The organism is Rhodococcus sp. SJ-2 (assembly GCF_053750035.1).
Map to the genome: position 1 here is coordinate 1,377,508 of NZ_CM132340.1, position 24,852 is coordinate 1,402,359.

Annotated in this window: 24 protein-coding genes; 5 read left to right on the forward strand and 19 right to left on the reverse strand. The window is 65.1% G+C overall.

From position 1 onward, the window contains the following. Window positions 1-20 precede the first annotated feature (20 nt). From ACSYG9_RS06255 to ACSYG9_RS06265, 3 genes are read right to left on the reverse strand one after another with little or no spacing between them, the layout of a single operon-like run. Window positions 21-785 (reverse strand): SDR family NAD(P)-dependent oxidoreductase, encoded by a 765-nt coding sequence (locus tag ACSYG9_RS06255; RefSeq protein WP_454841639.1) that lies wholly within the window; start codon window positions 783-785, stop codon window positions 21-23. Between the two features lie 50 nt (window positions 786-835). Beyond that, a complete protein-coding gene (locus ACSYG9_RS06260; RefSeq protein WP_454841641.1) occupies window positions 836-1,876 on the reverse strand; it encodes an NADP-dependent oxidoreductase in 1,041 nt (346 codons plus the stop codon). A 12-nt stretch (window positions 1,877-1,888) separates the two neighbouring features. Continuing rightward, entirely contained in the window at window positions 1,889-3,379 is a 1,491-nt protein-coding gene (locus ACSYG9_RS06265; protein ID WP_454842892.1) for a class I adenylate-forming enzyme family protein, read from the reverse strand. A gap of 249 nt (window positions 3,380-3,628) precedes the next feature. On the opposite strand from ACSYG9_RS06265, the gene ACSYG9_RS06270 reads away from it, so the two are divergent. After that, window positions 3,629-4,690, forward strand: coding sequence for a phosphotransferase family protein (locus tag ACSYG9_RS06270; protein WP_454841642.1), 1,062 nt, complete (start codon window positions 3,629-3,631; stop codon window positions 4,688-4,690). A 23-nt stretch (window positions 4,691-4,713) separates the two neighbouring features. Continuing rightward, window positions 4,714-5,631, forward strand: coding sequence for an enoyl-CoA hydratase (locus ACSYG9_RS06275; protein ID WP_454841643.1), 918 nt, complete (start codon window positions 4,714-4,716; stop codon window positions 5,629-5,631). Between the two features lie 8 nt (window positions 5,632-5,639). Here ACSYG9_RS06275 and ACSYG9_RS06280 read toward each other — a convergent pair whose 3' ends face one another. The 7 genes from ACSYG9_RS06280 to ACSYG9_RS06310 form a co-directional block, all read right to left on the reverse strand. Further along, window positions 5,640-6,053, reverse strand: a complete 414-nt coding sequence (locus ACSYG9_RS06280; RefSeq protein WP_454841645.1) for a DNA-binding protein — start codon at window positions 6,051-6,053, stop codon at window positions 5,640-5,642. A gap of 77 nt (window positions 6,054-6,130) precedes the next feature. Continuing rightward, the gene (dctP, locus tag ACSYG9_RS06285) at window positions 6,131-7,393 is read right to left on the reverse strand and encodes a TRAP transporter substrate-binding protein DctP (RefSeq protein WP_454841647.1); all 1,263 of its coding nucleotides are present in this window, start codon (window positions 7,391-7,393) and stop codon (window positions 6,131-6,133) included. Window positions 7,394-7,426: 33 nt separating this feature from the next. After that, window positions 7,427-8,464 carry an LLM class flavin-dependent oxidoreductase gene (locus tag ACSYG9_RS06290; protein ID WP_454841649.1) on the reverse strand — a complete coding sequence of 346 codons (1,038 nt, stop codon included), beginning with the start codon at window positions 8,462-8,464 and terminating at the stop codon, window positions 7,427-7,429. Beyond that, window positions 8,461-8,931 carry a Zn-ribbon domain-containing OB-fold protein gene (locus ACSYG9_RS06295; RefSeq protein WP_454841651.1) on the reverse strand — a complete coding sequence of 157 codons (471 nt, stop codon included), beginning with the start codon at window positions 8,929-8,931 and terminating at the stop codon, window positions 8,461-8,463. Before ACSYG9_RS06295 ends, ACSYG9_RS06290 begins: the two co-directional genes overlap by 4 nt. Before the next feature lie 5 nt (window positions 8,932-8,936). Beyond that, window positions 8,937-10,085 carry a thiolase family protein gene (locus tag ACSYG9_RS06300; protein ID WP_454841652.1) on the reverse strand — a complete coding sequence of 383 codons (1,149 nt, stop codon included), beginning with the start codon at window positions 10,083-10,085 and terminating at the stop codon, window positions 8,937-8,939. Then, window positions 10,082-10,879: an SDR family NAD(P)-dependent oxidoreductase gene (locus ACSYG9_RS06305; RefSeq protein WP_454841654.1), complete on the reverse strand. Its 798-nt coding sequence runs from the start codon at window positions 10,877-10,879 to the stop codon at window positions 10,082-10,084. The genes ACSYG9_RS06300 and ACSYG9_RS06305 overlap by 4 nt, the downstream gene beginning before the upstream one ends. A 43-nt stretch (window positions 10,880-10,922) precedes the next feature. Continuing rightward, window positions 10,923-11,777, reverse strand: coding sequence for an SDR family oxidoreductase (locus tag ACSYG9_RS06310; RefSeq protein WP_454841655.1), 855 nt, complete (start codon window positions 11,775-11,777; stop codon window positions 10,923-10,925). A gap of 119 nt (window positions 11,778-11,896) precedes the next feature. On the opposite strand from ACSYG9_RS06310, the gene ACSYG9_RS06315 reads away from it, so the two are divergent. Continuing rightward, window positions 11,897-12,367, forward strand: a complete 471-nt coding sequence (locus ACSYG9_RS06315) for a nuclear transport factor 2 family protein (protein WP_454841656.1) — start codon at window positions 11,897-11,899, stop codon at window positions 12,365-12,367. Window position 12,368: 1 nt separating this feature from the next. On the opposite strand, the gene ACSYG9_RS06320 is transcribed toward ACSYG9_RS06315, so the two are convergent. The 5 genes from ACSYG9_RS06320 to ACSYG9_RS06340 all read right to left on the reverse strand — a co-directional run bounded on the left by ACSYG9_RS06320 (window position 12,369) and on the right by ACSYG9_RS06340 (window position 17,221). Continuing rightward, window positions 12,369-12,584: a ferredoxin gene (locus tag ACSYG9_RS06320; protein WP_454841657.1), complete on the reverse strand. Its 216-nt coding sequence runs from the start codon at window positions 12,582-12,584 to the stop codon at window positions 12,369-12,371. 1 nt (window position 12,585) lies between these two features. Beyond that, complete coding sequence (locus ACSYG9_RS06325; protein ID WP_454841658.1) at window positions 12,586-13,782, reverse strand: cytochrome P450; 1,197 nt, start codon at window positions 13,780-13,782, stop codon at window positions 12,586-12,588. A 19-nt stretch (window positions 13,783-13,801) separates the two neighbouring features. Continuing rightward, window positions 13,802-15,085, reverse strand: coding sequence for a C4-dicarboxylate ABC transporter substrate-binding protein (locus ACSYG9_RS06330; RefSeq protein ID WP_454841659.1), 1,284 nt, complete (start codon window positions 15,083-15,085; stop codon window positions 13,802-13,804). A 203-nt stretch (window positions 15,086-15,288) separates the two neighbouring features. Further along, a complete protein-coding gene (locus ACSYG9_RS06335; RefSeq protein ID WP_454841660.1) occupies window positions 15,289-16,029 on the reverse strand; it encodes a FadR/GntR family transcriptional regulator in 741 nt (246 codons plus the stop codon). 130 nt (window positions 16,030-16,159) lie between these two features. Then, window positions 16,160-17,221, reverse strand: a complete 1,062-nt coding sequence (locus ACSYG9_RS06340; RefSeq protein WP_454841662.1) for an enoyl-CoA hydratase/isomerase family protein — start codon at window positions 17,219-17,221, stop codon at window positions 16,160-16,162. A 55-nt stretch (window positions 17,222-17,276) separates the two neighbouring features. On the opposite strand from ACSYG9_RS06340, the gene ACSYG9_RS06345 reads away from it, so the two are divergent. Together ACSYG9_RS06345 and ACSYG9_RS06350 are read left to right on the forward strand one after the other, a co-directional pair. Then, window positions 17,277-18,491 (forward strand): CoA transferase, encoded by a 1,215-nt coding sequence (locus ACSYG9_RS06345; protein ID WP_454841663.1) that lies wholly within the window; start codon window positions 17,277-17,279, stop codon window positions 18,489-18,491. Then, entirely contained in the window at window positions 18,488-19,888 is a 1,401-nt protein-coding gene (locus ACSYG9_RS06350; protein ID WP_454841665.1) for an amidohydrolase family protein, read from the forward strand. Before ACSYG9_RS06345 ends, ACSYG9_RS06350 begins: the two co-directional genes overlap by 4 nt. Before the next feature lies 1 nt (window position 19,889). On the opposite strand, the gene ACSYG9_RS06355 is transcribed toward ACSYG9_RS06350, so the two are convergent. From ACSYG9_RS06355 to ACSYG9_RS06370, 4 genes are all read right to left on the reverse strand, one after another. After that, a complete protein-coding gene (locus ACSYG9_RS06355) occupies window positions 19,890-20,792 on the reverse strand; it encodes an LLM class flavin-dependent oxidoreductase (protein WP_454841666.1) in 903 nt (300 codons plus the stop codon). A gap of 49 nt (window positions 20,793-20,841) precedes the next feature. Further along, on the reverse strand, window positions 20,842-21,939 hold the full coding sequence (locus ACSYG9_RS06360; protein WP_454842893.1) for a 2-oxoacid:ferredoxin oxidoreductase subunit beta: 1,098 nt from the start codon (window positions 21,937-21,939) through the stop codon (window positions 20,842-20,844). After that, window positions 21,939-23,906: a 2-oxoacid:acceptor oxidoreductase subunit alpha gene (locus ACSYG9_RS06365; RefSeq protein WP_454842894.1), complete on the reverse strand. Its 1,968-nt coding sequence runs from the start codon at window positions 23,904-23,906 to the stop codon at window positions 21,939-21,941. Before ACSYG9_RS06365 ends, ACSYG9_RS06360 begins: the two co-directional genes overlap by 1 nt. Window positions 23,907-24,014: 108 nt before the next feature. Then, the gene (locus ACSYG9_RS06370) at window positions 24,015-24,731 is read right to left on the reverse strand and encodes a dienelactone hydrolase family protein (RefSeq protein ID WP_454841668.1); all 717 of its coding nucleotides are present in this window, start codon (window positions 24,729-24,731) and stop codon (window positions 24,015-24,017) included. Window positions 24,732-24,852 lie beyond the last annotated feature (121 nt).

The window sequence follows — 24,852 nt, forward strand, 5'->3', positions numbered from 1 at the left end:
AAAGTTTCGGTGGGTGCGCGTCAGCGCATCGCGGTGCGGCCGCCGTCGACCGGGATGATCGCGCCGCTGGTGTAGGTCGAGCCGGGACCCGCGAGGTAGAGCGCGGCACCGATGATCTCGTCGGGATTGCCCGCCCGCTGGAGCGGAAGTGTCTTGAACTTCTCGGCTACGACATCCATGTCCCACGACTTGCTGATGTCGGTCAGGAACGGGCCGGCCATGATCGCGTTGACGCGCACCGCAGGCCCGTACTCCTGCGCGAAACCCTTGGTGATGATGTTCAATCCTGCTTTTGCCGCCGCATAGGGCAGGTCGTCCGGTGTCGGACGCTCCGATGCAATGGAACTGATGTTGATCACCGAGCCGCCGCCCGCCTCCGCCATGCGCGGGGCGATCAAGGTCGTCAAACGGAATGCACCTTTGAGGTTGACATCGAAAACCTTGTCGAAGAGCGCTTCCGTGACGCTACCGAGGGAGTCGTAGAGGGGCGACATGCCGGCGTTGTTGACGAGGATGTCGACGCGGCCGAATTCCGCGTACACCTGCTCGACGAGAGTTTCCTGCGCGTCCCAGTCACCGACATGGCATGCGACCGGAAGCGCCCTGCGCCCGGTTGCCTCGACGACCTCGGCGGCAAGTTTCTCGCAGCTGTCGATCTTGCGACTGACGATGACGGTGTCGGCGCCGGCCTTCGCGAACGCCAGCACCATCTCACGGCCCAGACCACGGCTTCCGCCGGTGACGAGTGCGACCTTGCCTTCCAAGGGCAGTGACTGGTCGGTCATCGTTTTGCCTCCTTCTCGGGCGAGATCATCCCGCCGGATTCGCGTGTCGTTCAGTGCTGGTCGGCAGGTTCGCGCGTGAGCGGCACGACGGCCTTGCCGGTCGAGGTGCCGTCGAGCATGCCGAGAAAGGCATCCCAGGCGCCCTCGACACCACCGGGAAACTCTGTGCTGACCGAACGGACCGCGCCGATGCGGAGCCACTCGGCCATCCGGTTCTCGAACTCTTCGCGCGCGTCGAGATGATCTCGGAGGAGGAAGCCTTCCATCCGTGCCCGGCGCCAGACGAGTTTGATGAGGTTGTTGGGCCCCGGCTGTGGGCTTGCCGAATTGTAGATGCTGATCATCCCGCACAGCGCGATCCGTGCATGGTCGTTGATCACCCTGATCGCGGCCTCGAGATGCTCGCCCCCGACGTTGTCGAAGTACACGTCGAGCCCCGTCGCTCCCACCTCCGCCATTGCCGCGCGGAGCAGATCCTTGACCGAGCCGTCGTGATAGTCGAACGCGGCATCGGCACCGAGTTCACGGACCAGAGCGACCTTCTCCGAGCTCCCCGCGCTCCCGATCACGGTGGCGCCCCGCAGTTTCGCGATCTGCACGACGGTGGACCCGACAGCTCCCGCTGCGGACGACACGAACACCACATCGCCCGACTCGATGCGCGCGATGCGCTCGCAGCCCACCCACGCCGTCATACCGGGGATACCCATCGGTCCGAGATGGTCAGCGGGCGCGAGGTCGTCGTGTGTCAGTACTGTGCAGTCACTCGCGGGCACCAGGGCGTACTCCCGCCAGCCGTACTCGTGTTTCACGAGCGAGCCGACGGGGACCGACTCGTCGGCCGAGACGGTGACACGGCCGATGGTGGGGGCCAGCATCGGCTCGTCCAGTGGATACGGCTCGGCATAATTTGCCTCACCACCGATTCTGCCGCGCATGTACGGCTCGACGGACATCGCGAGGTTCTCCACCTGCACGAATCCCGCTTCTGGGGATCCGACCACGACGTCGACGAGTTCTACGTCGGAGGCGCACGGTCGACCCGACGGACGAGTACGGAGCACCCACTGGCGGCACGTTACAGAAGACACGGGTCCTCGATCTCAGGCGGAGTCTGCGGTGACCTGCGCGACCAGGTCACGACGCACGAGTTTGCCGGTGGCGGTCTTGGGCAGTTCGTCGACGAATACGACGTCGTCGGGGGTGCGCGATCCGCGCAGTCGCTCGCGACACCAGGCCCGTACCGCCTCCGGCTCGGCATGATCGTCACAGACCGGAACGATGACGGCGCAGATGCGTTCGCCCCATTCGTCATCGGGAACACCGATGACGGCAACCTCACGGACGTCGTCGTGGCGGACGAGGACGTCCTCGATCTCAGCGGGGGCGATGTTCTCGCCGCCGCGGATGATCGTGTCGTCGGCACGGCCCCCGATGAACAGGAATTCGTCCTCGATGCGTGCGCGGTCGCGGGTGGGGAACCACCCGTCGGCATCGAGCACCGAGCCCTTGCCCATGTATTCCCCGCTGACCTGGGCACCGCGCACCCACAGGAGTCCGGTGTCGTTGTCCGGAAGTACCGTGACATCGTCCTCGGCGCGGATCTGCGCCTCCATGCCGGGCACGATCCGTCCGACAGAAGACAACCGGTGCCGCAAGGCGGGATCGGCGAGAGCTTCCCGGTGATCCTCGGGCCCGAGCACCGCGATCGTCGAACTCGTCTCGGTGAGGCCGTAGGCGTTGACGAAACCGGTGTCGGGGAAGGAAACGAGTGCGCGTTCGAGCACCGGTTGCGCCATCCGGGCCCCGCCGTATGCGAGCGACGCGAGCTTCGGTGCACCCGCAGGTGCGCCGCCGAGATGTTCGACGACGCGCGCAAGCATCGTGGGCACCACCATGGCGCTGGTGATCTCCTCCTCGCGGACGAGATCGAGCCAGCCCTGCGGGCTGAAGTCCGGGAGGTACACCATCCGACGACCGGCATAGATGTTGCTCAGGACCGCACCCATCCCTGCGATGTGGTACGGCGGCGTACTGATGAGGGTCGCTTGTTCCTCACCGGCAGAACCGAATTCGACGGTATTGAACAGGTACGACGTCAAGTGGTGATGCCGGAGGAGCACACCCTTCGGTGCGGAGGTGGTGCCGGAAGTGAACAGTACGACGGCGGTGCTGTCATCGTCGGCAGGCAGGTGAGCCGACGGCCCGGCCGCATGTGCGGCGTCGAGGAAATCGTCGCTGGTGAGGAGATGCTCGGCGGCGCCATCGAGCTTGTCCTTGTAGGCCGGATCTGCGACGATCAACGGCCTGTCGAGCTGGGCGACGAGGTCGCGCAACTGCTCGGTCGCGAGCCGGTAGTTCAGGGGCGCGATCGGGATTCCCGCCTTCGCCGATGCGAACGTGAGGACGGGCAGGATCGGTCCGTTGACACCGACGAAAACAAGATGTGCCGCGCCGCGTTCCTTCAGGACGGTCGCGCCACCGGAGGTCACCTCGTCGAGTTGGGCGTAGGTCAGCCCTTCGTCGCGGCGGCCGATAGCCACGCGGTCGGGGACGACCGAGGTCGCCATGTCGAGAACCATTTCGATACCCATTGCACCACCTGAATTGAACGATCGCGGGTTGTCCGAGCCCTCACCGATCCACTGTCGCAGCAACCGGGCGCCGTAGTCGGACTCTAACAATCATGCGCCTGAATGTGAAGCTAATCATGACAATGGTTTGCACGAATGTGTAGAGTGCAAGCGAGTGGCCCCGGTCACGCACAAGTACATCCGCTCCGCAGCCGGCCGTAGTAGATCGGCACCCTTCCGGAGCACGATCGAAGACACGAGGTGAACCCGATGAGTGATCGGGACATGCCGGACAACGGCATGCTGGACACTGCTGCGCTCACATCCTGGCTCGACGACGAGGGCGTCGGCACCGGGCCGCTCACCGGAGTCGTCGCGCTGACCGGCGGAACCCAGAACATCCTGGTCCGCTTCGTACGCGACGGCCACGAGTACGTCTTCCGCAGGCCCCCGCTGCACAAACGCAGCAACAGCGACGAAACCATGCGTCGCGAGGCACGGATCCTCACGGCACTCGGAGACACCGACGTCCCCCACCCGCGCCTCGTCGCGGCATGCGACGACCCGAACGTCATGGGTTTCACCTTCTTCGTGATGGACGCGATCAGCGGTTTCACCGCCACGACCGAGGTGCCGGAGCCACATGCATCGTCCGCCGAAGTGCAGCACGCGATGGGACTGGCCATGGTCGACGCCGCAGCCGCACTCGGGCGCGTCGACCCCGCCGCCCTCGGACAGAAACAGTTCGATCGCGCCGACGGCTGGATCGAGCGGCAGGTCGGACGCTGGCGTAAGCAACTGGATTCGTACCACGAGCTGGACGGCTGGCCCGGACCCGATCTCGATGGCGTCGACGAACTCGGCCGGTGGCTCGACGAACACCGCCCCACCGAATGGAGGAAGGGCGTCATCCACGGCGACTTCCACTTCGGCAACGTCATGTTCCGGCACGGCGGCCCCGAGGTCGCCGCAGTCGTCGACTGGGAACTCGCTACGATCGGCGATCCCCTGCTCGATCTCGGACATCTGCTCGCGACGTGGCCGGACCCGAACGAACCCCGCACGAAAGGGCTGGCCCGACAACTGGACGGCCTGCCGTCCCGAACCGAGCTCATCGCACGGTACGGCGAGACGAGCGGTCGTGACATGACCGGATTCGACTGGTACCAAGTCCTGGCCTGCTATCGCCTCGCCATCATCCTCGAAGGCACTCATGCACGCGCGTGCGCAGGCAAGGTCGACGAGGACCTCGGGAAACGCTTCCACAGCGTGTCCCAGGCTCTGCTCGACCAAGCTCGCGCGCTCGTCTCCACATCACCGCAGGCTCTCTGAGCCTGTTCCAGGAAGGACTTCCCGTGACCACTGATCCCCGGGCAACCACCGAGTACAAGTACCTGCAGTACGAGACCCACGACGAGGGCACCATCGCACGCATCGTGCTCGACCGCGTCAAGTACCGCAACGCCCAGAACCGCGGGCTCCTCGTCGAACTGACCGACGCGTTCCTGCGCGCGGAGGCCGACGACGACGTGCGGGTGGTGATCCTCGCAGGCAACGGCCCCGTCTTCTCCTCCGGGCACGATCTCGGCAGCCCCGACTATCTGGCCGAGCGCAACCCCGGCCCCGATCAGCACTGGTCGTACGCCTGCACCGGCGGCACGAAGGACGCAGTCGAGTCACGCTTCCACCAGGAGTGGCACTACTTCTACGAGAACACCCGCCGCTGGCGTGATCTCCGCAAGATCACCATCGCCGAGGTGCACGGCAACGTCTTCTCCGCTGCGCTGATGCTCACGTGGGCATGCGATCTCATCGTCGCCGCCGAGGGCACGCAGTTCGCCGACGTGGTCGCAACGCGACTCGGCATGTGCGGTGTCGAATACTTCGGTCACCCATGGGAATTCGGACCGCGCAAGGCCAAGGAACTACTCCTGACTGGAGACAGTCTCGAAGCCGAGGATGCCCGCGCTCTCGGAATGGTGAGCAAGGTCTTCCCGGCGGAGAACCTGACCGAGCGGACCCTCGAATTCGCCCGGCGCATCGCCCAGGTGCCCACGATGGCGGCGTTGCTCGTGAAGGAGTCGGTCAATCAGAGCCAGGATGCGATGGGCTTCTCCAGCGCGCTCGACGCGTGCTTCACGATTCATCAGCTCAACCACGCCCAGTGGACCCACCTGTCGGGTGGAAAGGCCGTCGTGGGGACTCCCGAACTCGGAATGCCCGACTGGAAGACCGCGCCCCCTATCAGGCGCGCGGATCCGTACACCCCCTGATCGTCCGGTCAGGAGTCAGTGCGTTTCAGCAGTCGTTCGTAACGCTGACGGGCAGCCTGGGTGCTTCCGAGGCCGAGCCCGAAAGCGATTTCCTGCCAGGTCATCCCGCGCTCACGTGCGATACCGAGTATCAATGCCTCCAGCTGGTCCATCTCGGCTCTCGCCTTGGGAACGAGTCCCAGCGCAGCAGTGACGTCGGCGGTGTCCACCTCGGGTTCTTCGGGACCCGGCTGGTGGACGCCGCCGGCGAGTGCCGCGACGATGCGGATCGCGCCCAGCGGGTCGAGCATCTCCGGATGCGACTGACGGGCTCGCTGTTCCGCAGTGGCGCCGTGCCGTTCGGCGATCCGGAACAGACCGGCGTACTCGCGGTGGGCACGTTCCCGGCTGGGGTTCGGCGGAGTGAATTCGTCGTCTGTCATACATACAGCGTGAGCCGTGAACACCACGTTGTCAACCAACCGTTGTAAACATAGCGTTCACGGCTCATCGTTGTTGTTCAGGAAGGGCGATGCTCGAGCAGCACCTCGGCGAAGAGCTCGTCGACGAATGCGGCCGTGTCGAGTTTCTCAGGGCTGTACCAGTCGGCGAAGCCCGCGTAGTCCACGGCGCCGTCGTAACCCAGATCGGTGACCGTCGTCTTCCACTTCGACGCGGCATCACGTACCCGCTGAACGAATTCGTCGCCGCCGGGCGCCGTTTCGGCAAGACCGTCCACGATCGTCTCGTTCTTCGCGATCAACACGTCGCGGGCGTCGTCGGCGAACGGTTCGGCCGAACCGTTGAACTGAGCGATGGTCGCGGACGCATCGACAGTTCCCTCCCAGATCTTGTTCATGCTGCCCTCGACGAACACGTCGAGACGATCCCACATCAACTGCTGCGCGACGAGTGGAAGATCTTCCCACACATCAATATTCATCGCCAGCGCACCCGAGGTGTTCACGAATCCCGCCTCGGGATCGATCACTACGTGAGGCGCGACCTCCATGATTCCCGCGATCATGCCTGCGGTCAGCGTGGTGGCAGCGCACGCCGCGACCCCGCGCTGGAGGCTTTCGTAGTACTCGGTGTACCCGATCGACACCGGGTTACCGCCGAGCGCGGCAACCTGTGTACCGAGGGTCGCAGAGCCGGAGGCGATCGACTGCCCCTTCAGCTCGGCCAGATCGTTGCGGGCCTCGGAGCAGATCAGGGCGATCGAACCCGAGTTGAACGACGGCAGCAGCAGCTTCAGATCATGGTCCTCGTACTCGGCCAAGAGCTCCGGAGTCGCGAACGCCACATCGACCGGCCAGGCGTTCGACGACAGGCTTCCGACGATCACGCTGTTGTCCGACAACACGCTGGCGTTGTTGAGGGCGAAGGTGGCCGGGTATTCCTGCGGTTCGTACGCGCCCATGACCTGGGCCAGGTCCAACCGACCGTCCTGCACCGCGTTGTCCGATTCGGTCGGAGATGCCACACCGTTGGAGTAGACGATGTCGAATGTGATCTTGCCACCCGACCACTCGGACACCGCTTCGGCATACTTCTCGATGTGCTGACCTCCCGAAGCGCCTTTCGCTGCGGGCGACTGAGTGTGGATCACAATCGGATCCACGGAATCGAACGCCTCCCGGTACTCCGCGATGCTCGCCCCGTACTCGACACCGGCGCCGCCGCCCTGCCCACCAGTCCCGGTCGATTCGGCGCAGGCCGTCAGCACCGTCGCGCCCGCAGTGAGACCTGCGACCGCACACGCAACCGATCGAAATCTCATGATCAACTCCCTTTTCCTGATGATCTTCGCTGATTATGCCGGAGCGGCACTGCGACGGGAGTCGCTCGAATCGCGCAGTCCGAGTTTTTCGAGTTCGGGGAGAACCTCGGCTGCGAACAGTTCGAGGCTCCGCCACCCGATCTCTGGTGCGAGTCCGCCCATCAGCGGCTGGAACATCAGCTCGGAGTCGTCGCCCCGACTCTGCGCGAACTCGACGCACTGTTCCGGTGTGAGCACCACGAACTGCGGTTGTTTCTTCAGATCGTCCACGGTCTCGACATGCGTGTACCCCGTCGTCCCGACACCGCGCTCCTTCGCCCACTGCGCATTCATGTTGGTCGTGTATGTCAGATGCGGTGCAAGCAATTCCCAATCGCGCTCGGGATCGTGGGTCACGTGCAGGAACAGGGGGCCCGCCGGCGCGGGGCGCGGCGGGATCGGCAGTCCCAGACGGGTGCGCTCGGCGTCGTACAGCGTGTACAGCCGGTCCTTCTCCGAGCCCGCAGGCATGTAGTTGTCACCGAGTCGTGCCGCACGCGCCGCGGACGCGTCCGCCGAACCGCCGATGTAGATGGGGGGACGCGAGGGACCGACGGGGGTGGGACGCACCTGCACGGTCTGTCCCCGGAATTCGAATGGCTCGCCTGTCCATGCCTTGTTCAGGACTTCGACGATCTCTTCGAGAATTCGGACGCGACGCTTCATCGGTACGTCGAACATGTCGAATTCGTTCGGCCGGTATCCGATTCCCATCGTCATCTCGACGCGGCCACCGCCGCCGACGAGGTCGAGGGTCGCGAGATCCTCGGCGAGCCGTAACGGATGGTGCAACACCGCCACGAGGGCCGAGAAGTGCACGTGGATCCGTTCGCTCCGCCCGAGCATCGCCGCACCCAGGATCATCGGGGAGGCGCAGTAACCATCCTCGGCGCCGTGATGCTCCGCGATGTAGACGGTCTCGAAGCCGAACGAATCCGCCCATCCGGCCTGTTCCACTGCCGCCTGGTAGAGGTCGACAGCAGGCGCGCCGATCGCGGGGGCGCGCATGTCGTAGCGCAGTGACAGTCTCATTGCGATTGCCTTTCTCGTACACGCCGATCCTGCTCGAGCGCGAAGGTCGGCAACGTGTGGGTGTCGAAGACGGACGGAGACAGCACAACCCGGTCGCCGATCCGCGGGGACTCAGCGCCGTCTCCGACCAGGTTGGTCACGAGGCGCACGCCCGGCGCGTCCTCGAACTCCACCAGCGCCACGACGTACGGCGGTGTCGATCCGGACGGCAGAAACGCGCGGTGCACGATGGTGAACGAGTAGATCACTCCCCTACCCGCAACTGCAGACCACTCGAGCTCGTCGTCGTGACCGCACGGGCAGCCTGGGCCGGGGTACCAGTGCCATCTCCGGCATCCGCGGCACCGCGGAAACACGAGTTCCCCGCGAGCGACTCCGTCCCAGAACGGTGCGAGTTCCGGAATGTCCTTCGGTGGTGCATATTCCGGGACGGACACCCCGGCATCGGTAAGGTCTGTCTCGGTCACGCTTCTCACCGGTCCTTCGTCAGGATCAACGTCGTGTGCTCGCCGCCGGCCAACGCGGCAACCAGCGCGGTCGAGGTATCCGGCACCTGCGCCTCGCCTCGAATCCCGCGAACCTGACGCACGGCTTCGATCACGTGGACGATCCCGGGGATGTAGGCATACGCGAGGTGACCGCCATGGGTGTTGACCGGCAGCGAACCGCCTGGCCGGGTGTGTCCGGCGCGGTGGAATTCCACCGCGTCACCCCGACCGCAGAGTCCGAGGTCCTCCATCTGGATCGCCTGTGAGATGGAGAAGCAATCGTAGATCTCGGCGACATCGATATCTGCCGGAGCAAGGCCGGCATCGGCGAATGCACGCGGGCCGGAGACCGCAGAGCCGAACGAGCACATGTCCTCGGCCTGGGTGAAGTACGAGGTCATGGACGGTCCCACGGCCACGGTCGACGATCCGGCCACGACGACAGGTGTGCCTGCGATGTCGCGTGCACGTTCGGTCGTGGTGACGACGACGGCACCGGCACCGTCGGAGATCAGGCAGCAGTCCGCAGCGCGCAACGGCGACGCGATCATGGGCGAGGACAGGTAGTCGTCCTCGGTGAGCGCTTTGGGTCGCTGCGCGTTCGGTGTCATCGCCGCCCAGACGCGGTTCGAGATTGCGATCGAACCGAGCGCATCGGGCTCGATCCCATAGGTATGGCAATAGCGCTGTGCCCACGCTGCGAAGTACACGGGTTGGCCGTACCACCCGAAGGGCATTTCCAGGCTGGCCTTCACCGGGTCCTGCGCGTGGAAGCCGTACGGACCCCCCGGCTTCGACCCTGCATAGCCGTAATACACGAGTACCGACGTCGCACGACCGGATTCAACTGCCGCGCGGGCAGTCTCGACGGCAGCCAGCGGGCCCGCGCCCGCGGGGATCCCGGGAGCCGCCGTGTACCTGCGGTCGATGCCCAGCGCGACCGATACCTCATCGGGTCCCGGATACGCCCCCGCCGCGACCACGCCGTCGATGTCCGGCGCGGTCAGTCCCGCGTCGTCGAGTGCGTTGCGGCATGCGTCGAGGACCAGCTTGGCGATCGGACGGTCCACGGACCTGCCGAACTGCGACTCACCCGCCCCGACAATCACCGCTGCAGACGCTGACGCACTCATGCGCGCAGTCCACGCCACGCGGTCGTACCGCCGTCGACGGGGACGACTATCCCGGTGAGGAACGACGAATCGTCGGACGCGAGGAATGCCGCGACCTTCGCGATCTCGTCGCCGGTGCCGAATCGAGGGATCAGGTGTGCCCCGACCATCGAACGTTTCCGGGCTTCGCGTACCTCGTCGGTGTCTGCAGCGTCGAGATACGCACGGCTCATCGGGGTCTCGATCGAACCGGGAGCGAATGCGTTGACGCGGACGTCGGGAGACAGTGCGATTGCCGAGGTGCGGGTGAGCTGGATGACCGCGGCCTTGCTCGACGGGTACGCCGTACTGACGTAACCGACCATGCCTGCCACGGAGGCCGCGTTGATCACCGAAGGTCCACGGCCGGAGGCGCGCAGATGTGGTGCAGCAAGTTTCGTCGCAAGCCACACCGACTTGACGTTGATCGCATACACCTTGTCCCAGACGTCCTCGGGAAGTTCCTCGAAGGTCGTGTGCTCGGTGAACGCGTTCTCCATGACACCGGCGTTGTTCACGAGGGTGTCGAGACCACCGGAGGCGGAGACGACGGTATCGATCATGCCCGCGATCGCGGAACTGTCCGCCAAGTCCACGGTGATCGCAACGGCAGCGACACCCATTGATTCGATCTCGGCGGCCACTTCCTTGGCTCCGTCGCCGTTGAGGTCGGCGACACCGACGAATTCGGCGCCGCGCCGGGCATATTCCAGCGCGATATCCCGGCCCATTCCCTGCGCCGCCCCGGTGACCAGCGTCCGCTTGCCTGTCAGCATGTTCTGCTTCCCTTCTCCGTCGACAGCGTCGACGACATCTCGATCACAACCGTGTGGTCGTTGCGGTGGTGGTACGTCCGGCTTCGAGCAAGGTCACGGGCTGCTCGTAGCGTCCGCTCGTGTACGGCGATCGACCCGCGATGCCCGTCATCCCGGCATCGATCGGGAACGTCACTCCGGTGACGTAGGCCGCTTCGTCACTCGCGAGGAAGAGCACGCCGGCAGCGACGTCCTCCGGTCTGAGCGCGCGGTCCATCAGTGCACTCTCGCTGAGCGCCGCAGTCGCGCCGGGGAGGTCGTCGGCGCCGCCCGCAACGACGACCGCCGTCATCGGTGAGACCACAGCCCCGGGGATCACCGTGTTGACCCGGACCCCGAACGGGCGTAGCTCGGCCGCCACCGACTTCGACAGACCGACGACGGCAGCCTTCGCCGCGCTGTACACGTGCGGGCCCACGCCGCCGAGCACGCCCGCGGGGCTCGACGTCGCGATGATGACTCCCGAGCCCTGCGGCTTCATCACGCGCGCGGCGTGCTTGAAGCCGCACAGCACTCCGCGCAAGTTCACCGCAAGTGTCACGTCTGCCTCGTCCATCGGCGTCCGATCGATCGGGCCCAGCGTGCCCATCACCCCGGCGTTGTTGAACATCACATCGAGCCTGCCGAAGCTGTCGACGGCCAGGTCCACGGCTGCCGCGATATCCGCTTCGACGGCGACGTCGGTGCGGATGAAACGAATCCGCCCACCGAGTTCGTCGGCGAGCAGACGGCCCGCCTCCTGCACATCTGCCACGACGACGGAAGCGCCTTCTGCATGCAAGGCCCGCACCACGGCCTCACCGATGCCGCTTGCGCCGCCGGTGACGACTGCGACCCTGCCCTCGAATCGGTTGCTCATCCGCTTCACAGTCGACTCTCCCGCTTCTCGGTGATTCTGCAATTCCGTCCGAATCTTTCTCTACTCAAGTAACTTTCACTCGCCTATAGTCGACTGATCGTGTCCGACAGAGGAGGAACATGTCTACCGAACTCCGATTGCAGGCCCTGCTCGACGATCTCGTGTCGAGGGTGACCACGCTCGAATCAGAACGAGCCGCGTCCGGTCTGATGCACCGATACGCGGCCCTGCTCGACAACCCGGTCCCGGATTCCCTCGCATCTCTGTTCACCGACGACGGAGTGCTGACGACCGGCCGCGGCATCCACACCGGCCGCGACGAGATCGCCGGCTTCTTCCGATCCGCACGGTCGACGGACGACTCCGAGAAGCGCCATTTCATCTGCCAGCCGGAGATCCGGGCACACACCCACGACCGTGTGCACCTCCAGTGCTATTTCGGTTACACCGCCAGGGCCCGAGGGGGCTCCGGTATCGGCTGGGGAACCTACACAGCCGATATCCGGGCCTCCTCGGGCGAAGCGCGGTTCGAGTCGTTGACGATCGATCTGCATGTCGGAACCGATCTCGAACGAGGCTGGGACCGCTGACCTACCTGGCGACGGTGATCGCGTGCTCCGGGCACGCGTCCACCGACGCCTCGGCCTGACCGACGAGTTCGGCGGGCACGTCGAATTCCTCGCCGGCCTGCGCGACGAAGCCCTCTTCGTCGTCGCTCAGCAGATCGGGGGCGACGGAGTAGCACCGCCCGTGGCCCATGCACTTCTCACGCGTGATCGTCATCGTCGTTCCGGATGTCCCGGCCATGTCAGACCTCCCATTCCAATTCGAGCTCTTTCAGGGTCAATTGAGAACCACGCTCGACCAGCCCTGCACCGGCCTTGATCCGGTACTCCGGGATCAGCTTGTGCCATTCTTCGAGGACGACGGCGAGTTCGAGTCGCGCAAGGTGCATACCCAGGCAGCGGTGCGGTCCCGCGCCGAATGCAAGGTGCTGGTTGATTCCCGGCCGACCGAGGACGAAGGTGTCCGGATCGTCGTACTTTCGGGGATCCCTGTTCGCCGAGCCGATTCCGAGCCAGATGACGTCCTTCGCAGCCATGTCGATGCCCTCGAATTCGCAGCTCTCCTGCACCTCGCGCCCCGCCTGGATCACCAGCGGATACATCCGGATGAACTCCTCGACCGCGTCGCGCGTCGACTCGGGCTCCTCGATCAGCATCCGGCGGTCGTCGTCGTGGGTCGCAAGGTGCGTGAAGATGTATCCGAGTGCCGACCGGGTGGTGTCGAGACCGGCAAGCATGATGGACATGCAGGTGGTGAGAATCGTGTCGTGCGAGAGGGGTTCACCGTCGAGCTCGGCTTGGACCAGGCGTGTGACCATGTCCTCGGCGGGATCCCGCGGATTCTTGCGTCGCGCCTCGATGGCCACGGTGAAGTAGTCCAGGATCTTCTGTCTCGGAACCTCGGCACCATCGAGATCGCCCTGGAGCATGCAGTTGAACATCTCTTCGGTCCACGGCAGGAAGAAGTCGCCGTCTTCGACGGGCAGGCCCATCAGCACCAGGAAGAGATCCGTCGGGTACCGGATGGCAAACTCCGCCACGAAGTTGCAGTGCCCCTTGGGGGCGAGTTCTTCGAGCAGTTCCACACAGCGGGTATGCGCCAATTCCTCCATACGCCGAACCGCAGCGGGCGCGAAGAACGGATTGATGATGCGACGGAACTTCTGGTGCTCTTCCCCGTTGAGGTCCTGGGGAAGCAATGGAATCTTGCTCTCGGGGAACAACGCCGTACGAACCGCCGTCGTCCAGTTCTTGTGATTCTGAAAACCGGCGAGGACATCCTCGTAACGCGTGAGCATCCAGAAACCGCGTTCGGTGGTGTCGTTGAAGTGGAACCGCGCGGCCTCACGCTCTGCATCGAGAGTTGTGTAATGGCCGTATATTTCGGTCTCTGTGGTGTAGTCGGTGTGGCTGACGGGGCAGCCCGTGGGGTGCGACATGTGTTTCCTCCGGTTGCGGTCAGGACGGACGGTGCGGCAGGAAGATCTCCTCGTAGACCTTCGCGCTGTAGTCCTCGAGATCGAGCCTCTCCGGGCTGTACCACGTAGCGAACTCGTCGTAGGGGACATCGTCGTAGAGATCGGCCAGTGTGGATGCCCACTTCTCGGTCGACGAATCGATGCGGTCGACGAACGCGTCGCCGTCCTCGAATGCCGCGTTGGTCCGCTGCGCGTCGAGGAGTCGCTCGTTCTCGGCCGCGAGTGCGGCCCGGGCGTCTTCGGCGTACGGGCCGACGGTACCGTTTGCGGCGAGGACCGCTTTCATCCCGTCTGCGGTGTTGGGAAGAATCTTGTCTTCGATGTTCGACTCGACGTACACGGTGAGGCTGTCCCAGATCAGCTGCTGCGCGACGAGCGGAAGCTCCTCCCACGCTTCGGTGCTCATGGCCATGCCACCCCAGCCGACCGCGACGCCTGCCTCCGGATCGATCACTACCTGCGGTGTCTGCCCGAGGAAGCCGCCGAGCATTCCGACGGTGAAGGAGGTGACGGAGCAGTCGGCGATGCCGCGCTCGAGCGCCTCGAACAGTTCGGTGTATGCGATCGACACCGGCGTTGCGCCGAGCGACGCGACTTCGGCGTTGATCGAAAGACCGGAAGCGGTGACCTGAGCGCCCTTGGTGGACGCCAGATCTCGCCGCTCGGTGGCACAGAACAGGCCGTTGGAACCGGAGTTGTACGCGGGCAGCAGCAGCTTCATGCCCTTGTCCTCGTACTCAGCGACGAGTTCCGGCGTCTCGAACGCCACTTCGTTGGCCCAGGCATTCGATTGCAGCGGCCCGAGCACTGGTGTCTGGAGCGAGACGAAGCTCGAGTCGATCAGGGCGGCCGTCGCGGGATACTCCGACGGTTCGTACTGCGGGATCACGTGTCCGAGGTCGAGCCGGCCGTCCATCAGCGCATTGTCGATCTCTGCGGGAGGCGCGACTGCATTCGAGTAGGCGACGTCGAAGGTGATCTTGCCGCCGGACCACTCGGTGATCCGGTCGAGGTACTTCTCGACCGGTACACCGGTCGCCGAGCCCTTCGGGGCGGGGGATTGAGTGTAGAGCTGGATCGGATCGACACCCTCGAATGCCGCGATGTAATCGTCTTTGGTGGCGCCGTACTCGACGCCGTCGCCGCCTCCGCCACCGGAGGCCGAGGCCGATTCGGCGCATCCCGCAACGAGCGTTGCGGCGAGTGCCAGGGCGGCGGTCGAGCCGCAGAGCGTCCTCGAGCGGGTGGTGCGGAAAAGGGTCATGCGCTGCTCCGTCTCTTGGGGTGCGTAGCACGCTCACGCATCGGTGATGCAAATCACGACTATCATGCGCATGATTAATTCCATTGTCAACACTTATCCATGACCCAAGTCACTGGATACTGCGACTCACGGAACGACAGCAGCGGCGGGGCGACCGTGAGGGTCGCCCCGCCGCTGCAGGCCGGGTCAGGGATGTGAACGCGTCAGGTGACAGCTCCCCACGCTATCGGCGTTTCGAGCGCGTCCGGGTAGTGCTTCTCCTCGTAACGCCAGATGCCTGCGATGTGCTCTTCCATCGCCGTGAGCGCGGCCTCCGGGTCGCGGTCGGCGACCGCATGGTAGATCTTCTCGTGGATGTCGAGAGTGGCACGGCGGTGCCGTTCCGAATACTCCATCCCCATCGCCGATCCGTCCAGCATGTCGAGCAACGCGTGAATGAGGTAGCCGAACAGGGCATTTCCCGACCCCTTCGCCACGGTGTCGTGGAACACGCGACTCATCTCGAGGAAGATCTCACCGTCGTCGAGGTTGTCTCGCATGTGCTCGACGGAGTACTTCAGATCGGCCAGCTGCTGCTCGTTGATCCGCTCCGCGGCGAGCTTGGCCATCATCGGCTCCAATGCCGTCCGCGCCTCGACGATGGTTCGGAACGGTGCGTTCTCGAACTGCAGCAGGAGCGTGATCGAGGTCGCGAGACCTTCACTGTCGGGTTGCTGGACGATCGGTCCACCTCCCGGCCCAGGCTTCAGTGCAATCACACCCTGCAGCTCCAGAAACCGCAGGGACTCGCGCAGGGTGCCCCGGCCGACGTCGTATTCATCGAGCATGACCCGCTCCGGCGGCAGTCGATCACCGACCTTGTTCCCTCGCCGATTGATATCCTGAACGATCCGCTGCGCCACCAGCATCGCCGTCTTCTGCGGCCGTAGCCCTGCCCGTCCCATCGATGAACCTCCGCCGTCAGAACTCCCCCGGGTTCCCGGACCGAGTACCCCAGATATAATCTATGACAATCTTTACACTATAAGCGATTCATGACAACGATTTCTTGAACATTCATCCAACGCATCGATATCATCCGAGCTCCGAGACCTCGTCGATCAATCCCCATGCGAGTGCGCGACCGGCATCGAGAGCACACGCGGTGACGAACAGGTGCATCGCTCTCCACCTGCCGATCCGTCGTGGAATGCTCGCCGTCCCCCCGGCTCCCGGGATCAGGCCCATCGACACCTCGGGAAGCCGGAACACCGTTCCCCGAGCCGCAACCACCCGACTCGCGAAAGCCGGGATCTCGATCCCCGCACCGACACAGTGCCCGTGCACCCGCACTTCGATCCGATCTGCAAGCCGCGCGACCAAACGGCCCGCACCACCGCGAGTGCGGATCAGATGTGCGGTGGCGGTGTCGGGAGTGCGTCCGAATTCGTCGAGGTCTCCCCCTGCACAGAACGACGGGCCCGCACCGTCCACCACTACACGCTCGATGGTGTCGTCGAGCTCGACGAGGCGCAATGCCTCGACAAGCGCGTCACGCAACTGGGTCCCGTAGGCGTTGCGACGCTCGGGGCGGTTGAGCGTGATCTGCAGTGTGTCGCCCACCCGCGCGACGAGGACCGGATCTGCGGGGGCAGGCGGCGGAAGCGGGCGCGGTCCACGCTCGTCGAGCCACCGCAGGAACTCGGGTCCACCCTGCAACGTCGAGTACCCGAGCGACTCGACGTCGATCGCGGCAGCCACCCCCACGGTGTCGGCAGCTCGGAGCACATGCCGCACGACCAGCGCAGCGTGCGGATTCTGCGCGACCGCGGTGTCGAACGCCGACAGGCTCGCGCCGAGATCGTCCGTACCGACGACAGTCGACGACCGTGGATCGGGCTCCACCGAATAGGTCAGGTCGAGAGACTCCAGTAGGGGCGCCAATGCCGTGTCATCGATCGAACCACCGGTGAATCTGCCGACGAGTAGGTGATCGCTCCCCCTCGCACGTTCAGCTGCACGCTCGATGACCGAGTCGGGCACGTCGTCCAGATCGACCATCAGGAGAGGGTGAGCGACCACGCCGCCATCACCGAGAACCGGCGTATCGGCGATCCCGTCTGCAAGCTCCACGGCAGAGATCGTGTTCGCGCCCATCAGTTCTGCCCTCGTGCTCGCCGCCTGCTCATTCCGGCAATGTAGCATCACGGGCGTGTTCGAATCCCCGTCCGCGGACTCCGTGCGCGACTGGGCAGAGAGCGGAATCGCTTGCCTGACCGGCAGGCCCGACGGCCCCCCGCTGATCCCACCCGGACGTGCCGCAACCATCGCCCGCGAACTCGCGGCTCGGATCCGGTCCGCGACCGGCGGAGCAGTACGGCTCGACGGAGCGCGGCTGTTGTCCGAGCGGGCCGCGTTCACCGGACACCGGCGGGCAGGTGCGATCTCCGTCGGCGGCTCGTGCAGATTGCTGCCCACCGCCGACGGCTGGGCCGCAATCTCGTGCGCACGCCCCGACGATCCGCTGCTTCTCGGCGCACTGGTCGGTACCGACGTGGGCGAGGATCCCTGGCCCGCGGTCACCTCGTGGCTGGCAGAGCACACCGGCCACGACCTTCTCGAACTGGCGGAACCACTCGGCATCGCAGCGGGACCGGTCTCCGCGGTTCCCACGACAACACCGCGGCCCCTCGTTCCACGTTCGGTCGACGGGTTGCTGGTCGTCGATTTCAGCTCACTGTGGGCAGGTCCGCTGTGTGCACACATTCTCGGCCTTGCAGGTGCCCGCGTGATCAAGGTCGAGACGCCGACACGGCCGGACGGCGCGCGCCTGGGCAATGCCGAGTTCTACCACCTGCTACACGGCGGGCACGAGTCGGTGGTGCTCGACCCCGGCGACGCCGTCCAGCGCCGGGAACTCACGGACCTGGTGGCGGCAGCCGACATCGTCATCGAAGCGTCCCGGCCGCGGGCTCTCGCCGGATTCGGTCTCGACGCCCACCGTTTCGTCGCGGACGGTGGCACGTGGGTGTCGATCACTGCGCACGGCCGCGATTGTTTCCGCATTGGTTTCGGCGACGACATCGCGGCCTCGGCAGGGTTGATCGCTCACGACGCACACGGACCCATGTTCGTCGGCGACGCCCTGGCCGACCCCCTCACCGGTCTCGACGCCGCAGCGCTCGCGCTCTCGCGTCCCGCTGACGGCAGCGGAGCGCTGTGGGACATCTCGATGTCGGCGCTGGTGTCGTCCACGCTCGGCACCGACGCACGTCCACCTGTGTACGAGCGGGCCGGGCGTTGGTGGGTCGATGCACCGTCCGGCACGGTCGCACTCGCGGAACCGGAACGTCGTGAGCCGGCGGGCGAGATCGCTGAGACCGGCCGCGACACGTCGAAGATACTGTCCGAGTTGGGTATACGATGACCGATCTGATCCTGCGCAACGTCGAGATCGACGGAGATACCGGACTCGACGTGCTCCTGCGCGCAGGTGTGGTCGCGCAGGTCGGAAAGGAGCTGGAGGCATCCGAGCGGTGCGAGATCGTCGACGGCAGCGGCGGCGCACTGATCCCCGGCCTCCACGATCACCACATCCACCTGCACGCTCTGGCCGCCGATCGCGTCTCTGTGCGATGCGGACCACCTGATGTCACCTCGTCGGACGATCTCGCGTGCACCCTCGCCGCTGCTCCCGGCGATGGGTGGATCCGCGGCGTCGGATACTTCGAATCCGTCGCCGGAATGCTCGATTCCGAGGTCCTGGATCGTCTGCAGAACACGCGGCCCGTGCGCATCCAGCATCGCAGTGGCGCCCTGTGGATACTGAATTCCGTGGCCGCTCGACTCGCGCGACTCGACACGGCCGATCATCCCGGCGTCGAACGCAACGACGCCGGCCACCCCACCGGGCGGATATGGCGGGCCGACACGTGGCTGCGCGAACGCCTCCCCGCTACCACTGCACCCGAATTGGACTCGATCGGCGCGGAACTCGCGCGATACGGCATCACCGGTGTCACCGACGCGACACCCGATCTCACACCGAGCACGGTCGCCGCCCTGATGGATGCACATGCCACCGGTGCGATTCCCCAGCGTCTGCACCTGCTCGGCGCCCCGAGCGGCTTCCTTCCCGGAGAACCGCACTGCACTGTCGGTCCGTACAAGATCGTCATCGCCGACTCGGCTCTCCCCGACATCGACGATCTCGTCTGCTCCATTCGCGGCGTTCACGCGGCCGGCCGTGCCGTCGCGGTGCACTGCGTCAGTCGCGAAGCGTTCGTGATCCTCCTCGCGGCCCTCGACGAGATCGGCCCCCACCCCGGCGACCGGATCGAGCACGGCGCGCTCGTCCCGGCCGAATCGATCGACGACCTGCGGCGACGAGGCATACACGTGGTGACGCAGCCCGGATTCCTCGCCGACCGCGGCGACGCATATCTGCGCGACGTCGATCCCACCGACCTGCCCGATCTCTACCGCTGCCGCAGCCTGCTCGACGGCGGAGTTCCCCTCGCGTTGTCGAGTGACGCCCCGTACGGCCCGGTGGACCCGTGGGAGGTCATGGTCGCCGCCGTCACCCGGCGCTGCCCGACCGGTGACGTCGTCGGTGCAGTAGAGCGGATCACGCCGCCCGCGGCGCTCGACCGCTACCTTGCGCCTCTCGACGACCCGGGCGGACCGGCGCGTCACGTGACGATCGGCGCCGAGGCCGATCTGGTGCTACTCGACGGGCCGCTCGCGGAAGTCCTCGACGATCCCGATGCGAGGAGGGTGCGTGCCACGTGGATCGGTGGTCGCTGCGTCTACTCCAGCCCCTGATCTACTCCAGGCCCTGCTCCCGAAGTGGCGCGATGACATCACGCCCGAACCTTTCGAGTGTTTCCGGTGGCGAGAAGTCGTGGAAGCGGAGCACGAACAATTCCACTCCGCGCTTGTGTTCGACAGCGATCTGTTCGATCAGATCCTCGGCTGTGCCGATCAGCGGTGCGCCCCAACCGCTTTCCGGCAATCTACGCGACACCGACACCGTCACGCCGGGGATGTCCTCGGCATCGCCCGCAAATCCCACCGCGTACTGGACCGAAATCCGGGCATCACCCTTGAGCGGTGTGAGTTCCTCGAGCCGGTTCCGTGCGTGACCTACACAGTTCCACCAGTCTGCGTGACGTGCGACCAGCGGCATCGTCAAGGTTTTCCCTGCGCCACCGATATGCACCGGAATCCGATCTTGCACGGGTGTCGGCAGTCCGTACGCCCCGCGCAACCGGAAATGTTCACCATCGTAGTCGAACTGCTCGCCCGTACACATCAGACGGAATATCTCGAGCGTTTCGTGGAGTGCTTCCGCGCGTTCCCGCCGCGAACCGACCTCGACACCGAAGGTCTCGAATTCTGCCTCCACCGAACCCCACCCGAGCCCGAGGTCGAGCCGGCCGCCACTGATGTGGTCGACGGTGGCGGCCATCTTCGCGAGTAGGGCCGGGTGCCGGAACGGCGCACAGCCCACCATGTGCCCGAGCCGGATGGTGGAGGTGGCGCCGGCGAGCGCTGTCAGCAATGTCCAGCTTTCGAGCGAATCCGCCGGTCTGCCACCCGGTGAATACAGATGATCCATGAGCCAGAACGAGTCGAAACCGGCGCGTTCCGCAGCCGACGCCCGGGCCTTCACTTCGTCGACACCGAGCCGGAACTGCGGAACGAACACACCGAATTGTATTGTCATCGATCACTTTCCGAAATCAAAGGCGTGGGCCTGATCGACAGGATGGACGTCACGGCACCGTCCAGGTACTCGAGCCATTGAGCAACGACTGCAGATCAGCCGGTTCGTCGGCCGCGGCGGCCGCGACCTGGGCGCGCGCCCGGTCGTCGTAGGTGGGTTGCGACACCGACCGCACGATTCCCGTGACCGTGTACGTGAGGTCCTGCGCAGACAGTCGCGACAACGCATACGCGTACTCGGGATCGACACTGTGCGCGTCGTGAACCACGATCTCGTCTCGGTTCACCTCCGTGATGCGTGCCACGCGCAGCCCGAAACCTCTTCGTACGACGCAGAGCTCGTCGTCGGTCCCGAAGATGATCGGTTCCCCGTGACGAACGTGGATGAGATGGTCCTCGGCATTGCCCTTGCGGAGCACATCGAACGACCCGTCGTTGAAGATCGGGCAGTCCTGAAGGATCTCCACGAAGGCGGCACCGCGATGTTCGGCGGCCGCGAGCAAGACCTCGGTGAGCCCGGCGCGGTCGGAATCGAGCACCCGCGCGACGAAGGTCGCCTCGGCACCGAGAGCGAGTGACATCGTGTTGAAAGGGGCATCGATCGACCCCATCGGCGTCGATTTGGTGATCTTGCCGGATTCCGATGTGGGCGAATACTGCCCTTTCGTCAACCCGTAGATGCGGTTGTTGAACAGCAGGATCCGCATGTTCACGTTGCGTCGCAGGGCATGGATCAGGTGGTTTCCACCGATCGACAGCGCATCACCGTCACCGGTCACCACCCACACCGACAGGTCCGGTCGGGTCACGGCGAGACCGGTTGCGAAGGTCGGGGCTCGGCCGTGGATCGAATGGACCCCGTAGGTGTCGAGGTAGTACGGGAACCGCGACGAGCACCCGATACCCGACACGAAAACGATGTTCTCCCGCTTCAGACCCAACTGCGGCAGCATGGCGCGGACCGTTGCGAGAATGACGTAGTCACCACATCCCGGACACCACCGGACCTCCTGGTCGGACGTGAAATCCTTTGCCTTCTGCGGACTGTCGGCTCGTGGCACCTCGGCAAGAGCACTGATTCCGAGGTCGGTTCCGACAGGCACCCGGGCACTACCATTGTGCACGGCACCGTTCGTGGTTTTTCCCATCATCGATCACCTCGCTGAATCGTCGCGGCCGCGGAGACCGCGGCGAACGTCTTGGCGTCCTCACTGTCGCTCAGTGTGCCGTCGATCTCCGCGAGGAGTGCTGTGTGTAGTTCATCCGCGCGGAATGCCATGCCGGAGACCTTGGTGACAGGCTGGATCTGCGCGGCGCACCGCGCCTTCAGCAACATAGACAGCTGGCCCAGGTTCATCTCCGGAATCAGTACGCGCCGATAGCCTTCGAGCACGTCGCAGAGGTTCTTCGGCATGGGATTGAGGTGCCGGAGGTGAGCCCTGGCGACCGCATGGCCGCTGCGGCGGGCACGGAACACCGCCTCACCGATCGGACCGTAGGACGAACCCCAACCGAGGACGAGGATTTCGGCGTCGCCCGTGGGGTCGTCCACCTCGAGGTCGGGGACATCGATACCTGCGATGCGAGCCGCGCGCACGCGGGTCATCAACTCGTGATTGGCGTGGTGATACGAAATGTCGCCGGTGCCGTTTGCCTTCTCCAACCCGCCGATACGGTGTTCTCGCGATGCGGTGCCCGGAATCGCCCAGTCCCGTGCGAGTGTCACGGGATCGCGGGCATACGGTTGGTAGCCCGGGTCGTCATCATCCGGTGGTGTGGCGAATCGAGGTTCGATCGGGGCGAGGGCACTCACCTGGGGAATACGCCACGGCTCCGAGCCGTTGGCGATCGCGCCGTCGGACAGGAGCATCACCGGTGTCCGATACGACACGGCGATTCGCGCCGCCTCGAGCGCCGCGTCGAAGCAGTCGGCAGGCGACTGCGGCGCAATGATCGCAACCGGCGACTCACCGTTGCGACCGAACATCGCCTGCAGCAGATCGGCCTGCTCGGTCTTGGTGGGAAGACCGGTCGACGGCCCACCGCGCTGGACGTCGACGACGACGAGCGGCAGTTCGGTCATCACCGCGAGCCCGATGGCCTCCGACTTCAGTGCGATCCCAGGACCCGAGGTGCTGGTGACTCCCAATGCGCCGCCGTACGATGCCCCGACCGCCGCACCGATACCGGCGATCTCGTCCTCCGCCTGGAAGGTGTGGACGCCGAAACGCTTGAGTCTGCTCAGCTCGTGGAGGATGTCCGACGCGGGCGTGATCGGGTAGCTGCCGAGGAAGACTTCCATACCTGCCGCCTTGCCTGCAGCGACCAGTCCGTATGCGAGCGCGGTGTTGCCGGTGATCTGGCGGTAGGTGCCCGGCGGCAGATCAGCGCGGTCGACTTCGTAGGTCGATGCGAAGGATTCGGTCGTCTCCCCGTAGTTCCAACCCGAGTGCAATGCAAGGATGTTGGCGCGGACGATGTCGGGCTGTGACGCGAACTTGGATTCGAGAAAGGCCTCGACGGCGGTGATCGCGCGGCCGTACATCCACGACAGCAGACCGAGCGCGAACATGTTCTTCGCTCTGTGGGCCTCTTTCTTGCCAACTCCGGAGGGTTCGACCGCACCGAGCGTCATGGTGCTCATGGGGACGGTGTGTACCTGCAGGTGCTCGAAGTCGTCCGACTCGAGCGGGTTGCTGTCGTACCCCGCCTTCGAGAGGTTGCGCTTGCTGAACTCGTCGCTGTTGACGATGAGGATGCCGCCGTCGGGCAGGTCGCCGACGTTCGATTTCAGCGCTGCCGGATTCATCGCGACGAGCACGTCGGGCCGATCACCCGCGGTGAGGATGTCGTGGTCGGCGATCTGGATCTGGAAACTCGACACGCCGGGTAGAGTGCCCTGCGGTGCGCGGATCTCGGCCGGAAAGTTCGGCTGCGTAGCGAGATCATTTCCGAAGGCTGCGGCTTCGGCAGTGAATCGGTCGCCGGCAAGCTGCATGCCGTCGCCGGAGTCTCCGGCGATGCGGATGACGACCTGGTCCAGCCTCGTCACGTGACCGGTCACGTGCTGGTCGGGCTCTGCCACGTGCGACGTGCGGGTGTCCTTCGACTCCATACTTGTCTCGCTTCCCCCGGCCCCTGTGCGGTCCGGTGCCTGCGCTCCATAGTCGTCTTCTGTCGCGCACATGCAACCGGTTCCTGCAGTTTCTGTAGAACTTCCCGGCTAAAGGCCGGGCACCGTGTCGCCGATGAACCGCAGTACCTGCGGCCACGACACGGCATACGCGTCGGCGTTGGTCGGGTTCGTGTGCCGGTCTCGGCTGCTGAATCCGTGCTCGGCACCGGGAAACACCGAGATGATGCTCGCGCCCGCGGTGCGATTCTGCAGCACGGCCTGTAGTTCGCCGAACGTTTCGGGTGACATGACGGTGTCGGCACCGGCGTGGAGGATCATCACCGGCGCGGTGATACGTGATGCGGACTCGACCGCCTCGACGGTGTGGTTCGGGGGCGTGGGCACGAAGATCGATGGGTGGTAGGCAATCACATTCGCCAGCCGAGGATCACCACCGCCGAGGATCAGCGCCAGCCGGCCCCCGAGACACCAGCCGATCACCCCCATCTTCGACAATCCGAGTTCACCGAAGGCGTACTCGAGCAGGGTGTTCATCTCGGTGAGGACGGCGTCATCCTGAAGTGCGGCCATCCATTCGACGAGTTGTTCCCGCGGTGTGTCCTCGGCACTGTGGCCGTGCCACGGGTCCCACACGAGGGCGGTCACGCCGGTGTCTGCGATGTCCTCGGCGTATTCGCGGACCTGCTCGTTGATGCCGGTGATCATGGGGAGCAGCAGCATCCCGCCGCTGCTTCCGCCCAGGGGGCGAGCGAGAAACGCCCGCAGACCACGGGCTTGGACGAACTCCGCTTCGATGTCGGTCACGTGATGCACCTTTCGACGATGAACCTGCGCTTCATCATGCCGATCGCAGAGCAAAGGACACCCTCTTCCCACTGTATGAGATTTTCGAGAATGTCATTTCCCTATGCGATAGGGTCGTTAT